Genomic DNA, 11,731 nt, shown 5'->3' on the forward strand with positions numbered 1-11,731 from the left:
GGGATGCTCAATGGACTTTATACGAGCTCAAGGGTTAATTGTATCATTCACAGGTGATGGTATGCGATATAAATGTAACAAGCACTAGGAAATATTGATATCAAGTGTATGAATGAGTAATATAATGGCGTTTTGTGTTTTGTGAAAAAGTGATTTTAATTAACGAGTTCTTCTTATTTTTGAGTAATATTATTTTATGGCTATTTATTTTATCAATATTCGATTATTGGGAAACCGTAGGTGTTAGATGCTTTAACTGTTATTTATATAACAGTTTATGAGCTTTTAGAGGCTTTACTCTAAAAGTTTCATTGAAAAGTATGTACCTTAATATTTATAAAATTCTTGAAAGGTGAGTTTTTTCTACTGATTTGAAAACCATATTTATACATTTTGATCATTCTATTCAAGATTTGATAAAATTGTTGTGTTTTTATAGATTACAGTTTCCTTCATGATAACCAATTTGGCGTAGTGCTTCTCCTGTTGTTATGGCTACGCTCATGGCGAGGTTTAGAGAACGTGCCTGTGGTTGCATGGGAATTTTCAATATGTAATCAGCCGCGTCATAAACATAATCGGGAACTCCAGCGGATTCACGACCAAAAAGTAAAACATCATTTTTTTGATAGCATATCTGTGTATAGCATGTTTTTGCTTTTGTACTTAAAAGCAACAGACGGCGATGAAAGCGTTTCATGGAGTTTATAAAATGTTGCCAATCAATGTGTCGTTCTAAGGAAGCATATTCGAGATAATCTAATCCTGCACGTTTGAGACTACGATCCGACAGATTAAAGCCTGCGGGTTCAATAATGTGCACATGTAAACCAAAACAAGCACTAAGACGTAAAATCGTTCCGGTATTACCAGCAATATCAGGTTGGAAAAGAGCTATATGAAGTGTCATGTTCTCTGTAATATGATTTTTTTCAACTTTGTAAAGAAGTGCCGTAATTTATTCGAAAAATATTCTTGAGAAATATATGGTTTTTATATTTAGTTTTTATTCACTTTAAGTCTCAGGGAAAAAATTACGGATAAAGATTTGTTTGAGATGAGAGGAAATCTCCGGATTAGGGGGGCCTTTGATTGAGCGATACATAAGATGGATTGGCTCATTATGATGAAAAGTAGGATATTTAATGAATTAGCTCATTTATTTTAGTTGAGATTTGACCATAACAAGAAAGTCGGAGTGCTTCTTTACACACACTTGGTTTTTGTCAGGCATAGGGAAGGTTTTGAGTGATTGAATAGGAACAGAGATTTGAAATACAAGAAACTTACGGTATTCAGTTTTCTAATTCACTTTTTAAAACGATAGATTATCATTAAACTCATTTTTTGCGCAAATCATACAAATAGTAGAAATTTTTTACAGGAATATTTTTATGGGGTAAGACAACCGATTGATCAGGCATTGTACAATGGGTGAGGCTATGATAAAAGACCATTTTAGTGAATAATTTCTTTAAGTTAAGGCAATGGGTGAGCAGACAAGACGGGATTTTCTGTTTTTGGTAACAGCTGTTGCAGGAGCAGTTGGAATGGGGGTGGTTGCGTGGCCTTTTATCCGTCAGTTGCGTCCAGATGAGGCTGTTTTAGCATCTTCTTCCATTGAGGTTGACCTTTCTGGTATTGAAGAGGGGATGTCGGTGACGGTGAAGTGGCGAGGACAGCCTGTTGTTATTCGAAACCGTACGGCAAAAGAAGTTGCTGAAGCGCGCGCTACGAATTTGAGTCTTCTAAAAGATCGTCAAGCGCGCAATCCTAATCTTGAAGATGAAAAAGAAGCGACGGATTTTGCACGTTCAGCCGGCAAAGGGCGTGAAAATTGGCTTATTGTTATTAATCTTTGTACGCATTTAGGTTGTGTAACACTTGGGCAATCAGGGAAATTTAGAGGATGGTTGTGTCCGTGTCATGGGTCTGTTTACGATACTGCTGGAAGAGTGCGTTCAGGTCCAGCGAACTATAATTTAGCTATTCCACCTTACCAATTTCTTTCTGATACTTTGCTCAAAATAGGATAAGGTCATGACAAGGTTTCCTCCTTATTGTCCTAAAAGTGCTCTTGCCCGTTGGTTTGATAAGCGTTTTCCTCTTCCTCGTTTTTTTTATAATGCATTTGTGATTTTTCCTGTTCCACGTAATCTTAATTACTTTTATACATTTGGCGGTATTTTGACCATTATGCTTTTATCACAGCTCTTGACTGGTCTTGTCTTGGCTATGCATTATGTTCCAGATGTTCATTTAGCTTTTGAAACGGGTGAACGATTTCGGCGTGAAGGGCAGTTTGGATGGCTTTTCCATCCATGGCATTGTGTAGGCACTTCGTTTTTTTTTATTGCCGTTTATATCCATTTAGCACGCGGACTTTATTATGGTTCTTATAAAAATATGCGAGAAATGGTGTGGGTCACAGGGATTTTTATTTATATCATCATGATGGCAATTGCATTTTTTGGTTATGTGCTGGTTTGGGGGATGATGTCTATTTCAGCCGCTTCAGTGGTTGCAGGGCTTTTAAAAACAATACCTTTGGTGGGGGTATGGTTGCATGAGACTCTTCTTGGTGGTTATGGCGTCGGGCAACCAACATTGAATCGTTTTTATGTTTTCCATTATGTTTTATCATTTGTTTTGCTTCTTTTTGTGGGGCTTCATATTTGGGCAATCCATTGTGTTGGGCAAGGGAATCCAACGGGTCTTGTTATACAATCAGATAAGGAAACGGTACCATTTTCGCCTTATGCGTTGATCAAAGATATTTTTGCTATTACTGTTTTTCTGATCTTTTTTGCTTGGTTTTTGTTTTATATGCCCGATTATATGGGGCAAGCCGAAAATTATAGCATAGCTGATCCTTTAAAGGCACCTCTTCGTGTGGTTCCAGAATGGTATTTCTTGCCTTTTTATGCGATGCTGCGTGCTATAACTTTTGATATTGGTATTTTTTCTTCAACTTTTGTGGGCTTTGTTCTCTTCGTCAGTTCGATTCTCGTGTTAATTTTTGTTCCATGGTTAGATCGCTCTAAAATATGTTCAGCAAGATATCGACCTGTTTATAAAATTTTCTTTTGGGCGTTGGTTTTTGATGTCGTTTTTCTTGGTTGGCTGGGATCAAGAGAAATAAGTGACAGAATTCTTTTATGGACACAATTGGCTACGGTTTATTATTTTATATTCTTTTTGGTTATTTTGCCGGTTTTGCCTACATTTGAAAAAAGTCGTTCTCATCCTTCTTCGATTATGCACGATCTGAAACAGAAAAAAAAGGGACTATGGTAAATGTTTTTGTTGGATTGATTGTTATTGTTGCGATGAGCTTTTCTGTTCAGAGTGCGGCCAGTCATGCTTCTGATCGATCGGATCAAGAGGAGGAACTTATTTCTTTTCCTTTACGGATTCCTAAAAAACAAGAATGGAGTTTTTCAGGGCCATTTGGGCTTTATGATAAGGCGCAATTGCGGCGTGGGTTAAAGGTTTATAAACAAGTTTGTTCCAGCTGCCATGGGCTAAAATATGTGGCTTTTCGTCATTTAAAAGCTCTTGGGTATGATCAAGAACAGATTAAAGCTTTGGCAGGGCAGTATGAAGTGCGTGATGGCCCCAATCGAGAAGGAAAGTTTTTTAAACGTGCTGGGGTTGCAACAGATTATTTTCCTTCTCCCTTTATGAACGAAGAAGAAGCAAGGTTTGTTTTGAATGGTGCTTATCCTCCAGATTTATCATTGATAGCACGTGCACGTAGTGTATCTTTGCCGTTTCCTGCTTTAATTACTGATGTATTGACTCATTATGATACGGCTGGTCCAGATTATATTACAGCTCTTTTAACAGGATATCAGGAAGCGCCAAAGAAGATAGAAATTGTAGATGGTTATTGGTACAATCCTTATTTTATTGCCAGTCATTCTTTAACCATGGCGCCTCCTTTAAGTGATGGTATGATTGCTTATGAAGATGGAACGCCTCAAACCGTTGAGCATTATGCGCGTGACGTTTCTGCTTTTTTGATGTGGGCTGCCGATCCTCATATGGAAATTCGTAAAAAAACCGGTTTTCGTGTTATTTTATTTTTAATCATTTTTGCAGGGCTTATTTATATTTTAAAAAATCGTATTTGGTGTGGTTTAGAGGAAGAGACAAAAGACGAAATAGAAAGAAAAGGATAAACTGACTACTCTTGAAAGAGTGGAGAGCATAAAGAGTATAAGGAACAAATCTGTTTATGATGCATTGAGGTTTTATAAAGTAAAAGCAAAGTAAAAATGGAGATGTTAAAATGAAAAAAATTACATGTACTGCTCTTATGTCAATTTTTATGGTTTCTAGTACTTATGCTCAGTCTTTTGAAGTGCCTTCTAAACCTGAAATGATTTCTTCGACGGGCATTGTACAGGTAGGGATGGATAAGTCTGTGCGTTATGTGACACCTTTAGAAACGGATTTTGTTGCTTCCAGCCTTATAGGCGCCAATGTCTATAATATAGAAGATGAAAATATTGGTGAAGTAAAAGATATTATTTTACGTGAAAATAATATTGCGGGATTTGTTATTGCTGTTGGCGGTTTCCTTGGCATAGGGGAGAGTTATGTGGTCGTTTCTCCAGAAACAATTCAGATGACAAATGATTATGGTAAGTGGAAACTTATTACAAATGCGACAAAGGATTCTTTGAAGAACGCTCCAACATTTAAATACGAAGGACGTTGGACACGCTAATTTTATATTTCCATTCTTTAATGGATAAAACTGTTGCAATCATAATAATATGATCGCAACAGTTTTTTATTTCGGAGACTTTGGGGGCTTATGCCACAAGTTTTCATGAGCTTATTAGAAAATTTCAAGATACAATATTAAGGGAGAGTGAAAATTAGGTATTATGTTTAAATAACATGATATCACCGTCTTGCACAATGTATTCTTTTCCTTCATCGCGAGCTTTTCCAGCTTCTTTTGCACCACTTTCTCCCCCCAAAGCAATATAGTCATCGTAGCTGATGGTTTGAGCACGAATGAAGCCGCGCTCAAACTCTGAGTGAATAACGCCAGCGGCTTGGGGAGCTTTTGTACCACGTGGAATTGTCCATGCTCGTGTTTCTTTAGGCCCACAGGTGAAGTAAGTAATGAGATCAAGTAAATGATAACCAGCGCGAATAAGGCGATTTAAACTTGGTTCAAAGAGTCCTAAAGCATCGAGATATTCTGATGCTTCAGTATTACTCAATTGTGTGATTTCTGCTTCGATAGAAGCAGAAATAATAATGCTTTGCGCATTTTGCTCTGTTGCCATTTTTTCAACTATTTGAGTAAAGCTATTTCCATGAGCGGCGTCATTTTCGCTTACGTTACAAACATAAAGTACAGGCTTTGAGGTTAAAGGATTCAAATTTTTAAGAATGTGGTGTTCATCGGAAGAGATATCGTTGAGTAATAAGCGGACAGGATTCCCTTGTTGCAGTATGTTTAATGCTTTTTCCATAACGGGTAGAATTGTGAGGGCTTCTTTGTCTTTTCCCGTTGCTCGTTTGCGGATTTGTACGATTCGTTTTTCAAGACTTTCAAGATCCGCAAGCATGAGTTCAGTTTCAACCGTTGTAGCATCACAAACAGGATCAATACGTCCTTCTACATGAGTAATATCTTCGTTTTGAAAACAGCGTAAAACGTGGACAATAGCATCGACTTCGCGAATATTGGCTAAAAATTTGTTCCCTAAACCTTCACCTTTTGAAGCGCCTCGTACAAGCCCCGCAATATCAACGAAATTAATACGTGTGGGAATAATTTCTTTTGAACCTGCAATCGATGCAATTTTTTCCATTCGTAAATCTGGAACAGCAACTTCACCGGTATTGGGTTCAATGGTACAAAAAGGATAATTAGCAGCCTGCGCAGTGGCTGTTTTTGTTAATGCATTAAAAAGAGTTGATTTTCCAACATTAGGTAATCCGACAATACCGCATTTAAAGCCCATGAGAGTCTTTCTTTTCTATTGATTTATGGTCAAGATAAAGCTTCTTTTTTATAGCATATTTTCAGAAGAGTTATAGTCTTTGTATTGCGATAAATGAGAAAAAAGTCTACAGCGGCAAGTAATCTGCTTTTTTTAGTTTTTAAAGTTCTTTTTATCTTAATAATGAGAAAACTTCGAGTTAATGTTAATAGTGTGCTAAGTTTTTCATGGTACGCAAATCTGCATAAATAATTAACTCGGAGAAAATAGAAGAGTGTTATCTCGTCATGCCTTTTTAATTGCAGCACTTTTAGCTTTGGCTGGATGTGCTACACATCCGTCAGATATGCCATCGGCTTCTCTTCAACAAGCTCGATACATTCCACCAGAAATACAGGCTTTGTATGGTCCTGTAACGAATGAGACTTATTTGTTACCTGCTGTTGATCTTGCGACAATTGATCCAAAATATTGGCGACAAGAAGTTATTTATTATACATCTTATCCCCCTGGAACATTAGTCATCGATACGCAAGAATGTTTTCTTTACCTTATTGGTGAAAATGGAAAAGCTTTGCGTTATGGGATTGGAGTCGGTAAAGAAGGCCTAGCATTTGAAGGTGAGGGGGTTGTACAGCGCAAGCGCCGGTGGCCAAATTGGGCTCCTACTGCAGCAATGATGACTCGAGAACCAGAACGTTATGGTCATTTGGGGAAAGGAATGCCTCCTGGACCTGATAATCCATTGGGCGCGCGCGCACTTTATCTTTTCAAAAATGGGAAAGATACACTTTTCCGTATTCATGGTTCACATGAATCGTGGTCAATTGGGCATGCTATGTCAAGCGGGTGTATCCGTTTGCTCAATCAAGATATCATTGATCTTTATGATCGTGTTCCTGTTGGTTCACGTGTCGTGGTATTGCAAAACAATAGGAGTAGGCCTACAGTTTACAGTCAACAATCTAATGGCTACGATCCACTACAATCAACCATTCAGCCGGATGATTTTTAATTCTAGGGAGAAGATTGAAGAGAGCCATTTGAGTCTTTTGGTTTGCTGTTCAATCTTCTCTTTTTCCAACAAGAGAGTATAGACCTCTTCTCTGTTTCAAAAGATATGTACAAATATCATTATTCTATTGGCGAGCTTTTCATGTTTTCTCAACAGGCTTTGCCTTATGAGAAGATTTATAAGAGGCATTTTTCTTTCTTTTTTCAAGAATTTTATCCGTATACCTCTCCAATTTGTGAGGTGTAAGCCAATGGTTTTGATTGTTTCATTATCAATAGATTTGAAATGAATCTGAAGATATTTGGCGTTTCTATTCAGTTTATAAAAAAATAATTTTTATAAAACAATATGTTATATATAGGTAGATTCTATAGAGAAGAACTGATTTTTTGTCGATGAGAGAATAAGTGATCAGGGTCAGTTTTTGTTTTTTATCGTTTGTGAAATCTCATTCATAAAGAGAGATTTGTCATCTTTTATCAGGAAAGCAATATTTTTTGCAATTGCCTTTAAAAGAGGGAGTAACCATTCTTGATCAGATTTGGTAAAATTTCCTAGAACATGCTGATGAACAAGTTCTTTGCTTCCAGGATGACCAATTCCTATACGTATACGACAATAGTCAGTGCCACAATGAGCATCGATAGACTTAATACCATTATGTCCATTATTCCCTCCTCCGATTTTTATACGGACTTTTCCTGGTGACAGGTCTAACTCATCATAAATGATGATCAAATTCTTTAAATCTAATTTATAAAATCGCAATGCTTCACCAATAGCTTGACCAGAGAGATTCATGAAAGTTTGCGGTTTTATAAGAAAAATTTTCTCATTATTTATGAAACCATTGGAGATTTCTGCTTGAAACTTCTTCGACCATGGAGAAAAAGAACAGGACTGATAAATAGCATCAACAGCCATAAAACCGATATTATGGCGGTTATTTTGATATTGTGAACCAGGATTGCCAAGACCAGCAATAAGCCACATGTGTACCTTCAGTCAAAGTGTGAGGAGGGTATTTCATAAATTAAGGCGGGGAAAATTCCCGCCTGTTGAGTTTTATGAAGTTCACGTCTCGTTTTCATCTTTTTCTTGTTCAGAAGTTTCATCATTGGTATCCGCGCTAGCAGGAGCTGCAATGGTTGCAATGGTAAAGTCTCGATCTTGGATGATGGGTGTCACATCTTTTGGCAGTTGCACAGCTGAAATGTGAATAGAATCACCAATAGAGTAGCTGGAGAGATCAATTTCAATGGCTTCAGGAATGGCATTTGCTGGAGCTGTACATTCAATTTCGTGGCGAACAATATTGAGGACTCCACCCTTTTTAAGTCCAGGTGCTGTATCTTCATTGAGGAAGTGGACAGGAATATTCACTTCTACAACAGATTTTGCTGAAATGCGTAAGAAATCGACATGCAAGGGAAAGTCGCGCACAGGATCTAATTGATAATCTTTTGGCAAGACCATAATTTTTTGCTTATCGAGAATAATCGTTGCAATGGTAGTACGAAAACCACCAGCATGGATTTTGTAGAAAATTTCTTTATAGGGAACTGTTATTGCCAAAGGAGGTTGTTTTTCACCATAAATGACAGCAGGAATAAGACCGTTGCGGCGAAGTTCACGGGAGGACCCCTTACCAACCCGCTCGCGTTTTTCGGCCTTAAGAGTATAGCTTTTGCTCATAATTTAAGTCCTTTTTACATAATTGGAGATCCTTCAAAAACGATAACAGTTTTTGCATGGACATGAAGATATGCGCTGATAAGCAGCGATTGCTCCATTCTACGTTGCCTCCAAGGGTGTCTACGTAGAAGCTTGTTCTATAATTCAAACTATTCATAGATGCAAGAGTTGTGGGAAAATTCGATGATTTCTACCGTTAAAAAGGAGGAAATGTTACAAATTGCGGTGCGGATGGAGAATCAACCAATAGGCGCTGATATATTTAAAATCAAACACTGGAGATGTTATGAAGGTTGAAATTGCCTTGGGTGAGATGTCAGAGAGTCGTGCCTTGCATAAATCGATGCCGGCACTTCTTGATTTGGAAGAATTATTGGCGACACGTCTTCTTGTACAAGGTAATTCCGGTTCAGGGAAATCACATCTTTTACGCCGTCTTTTAGAGCAAAGTGCTAAGTGGGTGCAGCACTGTGTAATTGACCCAGAAGGCGATTTTGTAACTTTGGCCGATAAATTTGGTCATGTTATTGTAGAGGCTCAACGGAGCGAATTAGAGTTAACACGTATTGCCCATCGCATTCGGCAACATCGGGTTTCGGTGGTATTTAATCTTGAAGGGTTGGATACCGAACAACAGATGCGTGCTGTAGGGGCTTTCCTTGGGGCATTGTTTGATGTGGAGCGTGATTATTGGTATCCTATGCTTATCGTTGTCGATGAAGCACAATTGTTTGCGCCAACTGCGGCAGGAGAAGTTTCTGATGAAGCACGTAAATTTTCTTTGAGTGCTATGACCAATCTTATGTGTCGAGGACGAAAACGTGGTCTTGCTGGTGTTATTGCGACACAACGTTTGGCTAAGCTTGCCAAAAATGTTGCTGCTGAAGCTTCAAACTTTTTAATAGGGCGGACTTTTTTAGATATTGATATGGTGCGTGCGGCTGATCTTTTGGGAATGGAGCGTCGTCAAGCGGAAATATTTAGAGATCTTGAGCGGGGACATTTTATTGCTTTAGGCCCTGCTTTATCACGACGCCCTTTACCAATTATTATTGGTTCTGTTGAAACTTTAGCACGCTCTTCTAGCCCTAAATTAATGCCACTTCCAACAGAACGGGATGATGTACAAGAACTCGTTTTTACAGCATCACCAGAGAAAATTTTAACGCCATTTAAACAAATACGAGAGCCAGTGAGAGAAAAATCGATGCACAAAATGTTAGAGGAGGTTGTGCATAAAAAACAAGAGGCGTTGGAAGAACCCCTAAGTTTATTTCCTGAACTTTCTGATGTTGAGCTTGATCGTCAAGCAGAACATGTTATTCGGGAAATTCTTGAGGACCCTGAGGCTTTTTATCGTTCAACAGCGGTGCTTTATCAAGATTTTTCGGTTCGTTGCCGTATCCATGGTATGTCACAGGTTCCTTTTAATCTTTCACAATTTCGGCGTAAATTGGCCATTGCTCAAGCTTTTGCTGATGAACAAACAGTTATTAGTGAGCACTGGAAACATATTTTGCAGATATCAGAAAGTTTGGAAGATGATGTTCAAGGAGTCTTCTTGAATGTGGCACAAGCCGCATTGAGCGGAAAGCCATGTCCATCCGATGCATTTTTAGCCCGTCTTTATGGGACTCATTCTCTAAGCCGTGCTCGTCGACTTTTAACTTACTTTGAAGAGCGCGGACTCATTGTTATTCATACGCATTTTAGTGGTCAACGCATTGTTGCATTTCCTGATCTTGGTGTCGAAACGGCACCAGGAGATCCCAAAGAACCACTTTAACCAAATAAGCTTGAGACAGATTGTTCTGCTGCTGTTCTGGCGATTGCTTCTCCAATGAGATCAGCAATGGGTAAAACACGAATATTATGAGCTTTCTCAATGGCTTCTGTTGGCATGATTGAATCTGTAATAACCAACTCTTTCATTTCTGAACTGGTAATGCGTTCGATCGCATTTCCAGAAAGAACACCGTGTGTAATGTAAGCTGTGACACTATTGGCGCCGTGTTTCAGGAGAGCACTGGCTGCATTGCATAAAGTTCCACCGGAATCAACAATATCATCCAGTAAAAGACAGTCTTTCCCAGAGACATCACCAATAATATTCATAACTTCTGATTCACCAGGACGTTCGCGACGTTTATCTACAATAGCCAGCAAACTGTTCAAGCACTTAGCCAGCGAGCGAGCGCGAACCACACCGCCCACATCAGGTGAAACAACAATAACATTTTCAAGAGAATAATGCACTTTGACATCGCGAGAAATGACAGGAACAGCATAGAGATTATCTGTAGGGATATCAAAGAAACCTTGAATTTGTCCGGCATGAAGGTCCAATGTTAAAACGCGATGAGCGCCTGCTTCAGTAATTAGGTTGGCAACAAGTTTTGCAGAAATGGGAGTCCGTGGTCCAGGTTTTCTATCTTGGCGGGCGTAGCCAAAATAGGGTATTACTGCTGTAATACGACGTGCAGAAGAACGACGAAGGGCATCAATCATGATGAGCAATTCCATCAAATGATCATTTGCGGGATAAGATGTAGATTGCAAAACAAAAACATCTTGTCCTCGTACATTTTCATGCAATTCTACGAAAATTTCTTGATCAGCAAAACGCTTTACAGTTGCCTTGCCTAAGGGTATATTCAAGTAATTCGTGACATCTTGAGCTAGGCGTGGATTAGAATTTCCGCAGAAAAGTTTCATAGTAGAACCTCTGAATAATCATGGTAGGAATGCGACACGGTTTTTAATTTCTTTTTATTAAATTGCAAGAAAACAATTACAAAAGCCTTACAATTTTATCGATTATTGTTAAAGAGCTATGCGGTTTGTTTTCTCTTTTTCCAAAATTTTTGCTCTTTTGGGGGGGGTAATTATTGAAATTATTAAGACAAAAAAGTATGCGGTTTATTTGTAGGGGGGCTATGATAGAGAAAGACTTATTCATTTTATCTATTGTGATCATTGATAAGTAAGATCACTTAAAGAGCTTTGTTACAAAATTCCATTTAAATAGGTATACTCTTTTATTTTAAAA

At 38.3% G+C, this 11,731-nt stretch carries 11 protein-coding genes; 6 read left to right on the plus strand and 5 right to left on the minus strand.

What is annotated here, in order from left to right; all coding sequences use genetic code 11:
* Positions 1-433 precede the first annotated feature (433 nt).
* Positions 434-910, minus strand: coding sequence for a tRNA (cytidine(34)-2'-O)-methyltransferase (locus BN338_RS05160; protein ID WP_039759737.1), 477 nt, complete (start codon positions 908-910; stop codon positions 434-436).
* A gap of 577 nt (positions 911-1,487) precedes the next feature.
* On the opposite strand from BN338_RS05160, the gene petA reads away from it, so the two are divergent.
* The 4 genes from petA (at position 1,488) to BN338_RS05180 (ending at position 4,735) form a co-directional block, all read left to right on the plus strand.
* Complete coding sequence (gene petA, locus BN338_RS05165; protein WP_039759739.1) at positions 1,488-2,036, plus strand: ubiquinol-cytochrome c reductase iron-sulfur subunit; 549 nt, start codon at positions 1,488-1,490, stop codon at positions 2,034-2,036.
* Between the two features lie 4 nt (positions 2,037-2,040).
* Entirely contained in the window at positions 2,041-3,297 is a 1,257-nt protein-coding gene (locus tag BN338_RS05170) for a cytochrome b (RefSeq protein WP_039759740.1), read from the plus strand.
* Positions 3,291-4,184: a cytochrome c1 gene (locus BN338_RS05175; RefSeq protein ID WP_039759742.1), complete on the plus strand. Its 894-nt coding sequence runs from the start codon at positions 3,291-3,293 to the stop codon at positions 4,182-4,184. The genes BN338_RS05170 and BN338_RS05175 overlap by 7 nt, the downstream gene beginning before the upstream one ends.
* 110 nt (positions 4,185-4,294) lie before the next feature.
* The gene (locus tag BN338_RS05180) at positions 4,295-4,735 is read left to right on the plus strand and encodes a PRC-barrel domain-containing protein (RefSeq protein ID WP_039759745.1); all 441 of its coding nucleotides are present in this window, start codon (positions 4,295-4,297) and stop codon (positions 4,733-4,735) included.
* Positions 4,736-4,889: 154 nt separating this feature from the next.
* Here the strand turns inward: BN338_RS05180 and ychF are convergent, their stop codons facing one another.
* Positions 4,890-5,993, minus strand: coding sequence for a redox-regulated ATPase YchF (ychF, locus tag BN338_RS05185; RefSeq protein ID WP_039759746.1), 1,104 nt, complete (start codon positions 5,991-5,993; stop codon positions 4,890-4,892).
* Positions 5,994-6,246: 253 nt separating this feature from the next.
* Here ychF and BN338_RS05190 point away from each other — a divergent pair, with 253 nt between their 5' ends.
* The gene (locus tag BN338_RS05190; protein WP_039759748.1) at positions 6,247-6,987 is read left to right on the plus strand and encodes a L,D-transpeptidase; all 741 of its coding nucleotides are present in this window, start codon (positions 6,247-6,249) and stop codon (positions 6,985-6,987) included.
* A gap of 417 nt (positions 6,988-7,404) precedes the next feature.
* Here the strand turns inward: BN338_RS05190 and pth are convergent, their stop codons facing one another.
* A complete protein-coding gene (pth, locus tag BN338_RS05195; RefSeq protein WP_039759749.1) occupies positions 7,405-7,980 on the minus strand; it encodes an aminoacyl-tRNA hydrolase in 576 nt (191 codons plus the stop codon).
* Between the two features lie 81 nt (positions 7,981-8,061).
* Positions 8,062-8,682, minus strand: a complete 621-nt coding sequence (locus BN338_RS05200) for a 50S ribosomal protein L25/general stress protein Ctc (protein ID WP_039759750.1) — start codon at positions 8,680-8,682, stop codon at positions 8,062-8,064.
* A gap of 286 nt (positions 8,683-8,968) precedes the next feature.
* Between BN338_RS05200 and BN338_RS05205 the strand changes: the two genes are divergently transcribed.
* On the plus strand, positions 8,969-10,468 hold the full coding sequence (locus tag BN338_RS05205; RefSeq protein ID WP_039759751.1) for an ATP-binding protein: 1,500 nt from the start codon (positions 8,969-8,971) through the stop codon (positions 10,466-10,468).
* On the opposite strand, the gene BN338_RS05210 is transcribed toward BN338_RS05205, so the two are convergent.
* Positions 10,465-11,397, minus strand: a complete 933-nt coding sequence (locus tag BN338_RS05210; RefSeq protein WP_039759753.1) for a ribose-phosphate pyrophosphokinase — start codon at positions 11,395-11,397, stop codon at positions 10,465-10,467. The two genes, BN338_RS05205 and BN338_RS05210, sit on opposite strands and share 4 nt — an antisense overlap.
* Between the last annotated feature and the right edge of the window lie 334 nt (positions 11,398-11,731).

The organism is Bartonella queenslandensis AUST/NH15 (assembly GCF_000312585.1).
Taxonomy (GTDB): Bacteria; Pseudomonadota; Alphaproteobacteria; order Rhizobiales; family Rhizobiaceae; genus Bartonella; species Bartonella queenslandensis_A.

What these genes read in the sequence shown, in the direction of transcription:
- BN338_RS05170 (WP_039759740.1), top strand. Translation starts at nt 2,041, where the DNA reads ATGACAAGGTTTCCTCCTTATTGTCCTAAAAGTGCTCTTGCCCGTTGG.
- ychF (WP_039759746.1), bottom strand. Translation starts at nt 5,993, where the DNA reads ATGGGCTTTAAATGCGGTATTGTCGGATTACCTAATGTTGGAAAATCA.
- BN338_RS05180 (WP_039759745.1), top strand. Translation starts at nt 4,295, where the DNA reads ATGAAAAAAATTACATGTACTGCTCTTATGTCAATTTTTATGGTTTCT.
- BN338_RS05205 (WP_039759751.1), top strand. Translation starts at nt 8,969, where the DNA reads ATGAAGGTTGAAATTGCCTTGGGTGAGATGTCAGAGAGTCGTGCCTTG.
- BN338_RS05175 (WP_039759742.1), top strand. Translation starts at nt 3,291, where the DNA reads ATGGTAAATGTTTTTGTTGGATTGATTGTTATTGTTGCGATGAGCTTT.
- BN338_RS05210 (WP_039759753.1), bottom strand. Translation starts at nt 11,397, where the DNA reads ATGAAACTTTTCTGCGGAAATTCTAATCCACGCCTAGCTCAAGATGTC.
- petA (WP_039759739.1), top strand. Translation starts at nt 1,488, where the DNA reads ATGGGTGAGCAGACAAGACGGGATTTTCTGTTTTTGGTAACAGCTGTT.
- BN338_RS05160 (WP_039759737.1), bottom strand. Translation starts at nt 910, where the DNA reads ATGACACTTCATATAGCTCTTTTCCAACCTGATATTGCTGGTAATACC.
- pth (WP_039759749.1), bottom strand. Translation starts at nt 7,980, where the DNA reads ATGTGGCTTATTGCTGGTCTTGGCAATCCTGGTTCACAATATCAAAAT.
- BN338_RS05200 (WP_039759750.1), bottom strand. Translation starts at nt 8,682, where the DNA reads ATGAGCAAAAGCTATACTCTTAAGGCCGAAAAACGCGAGCGGGTTGGT.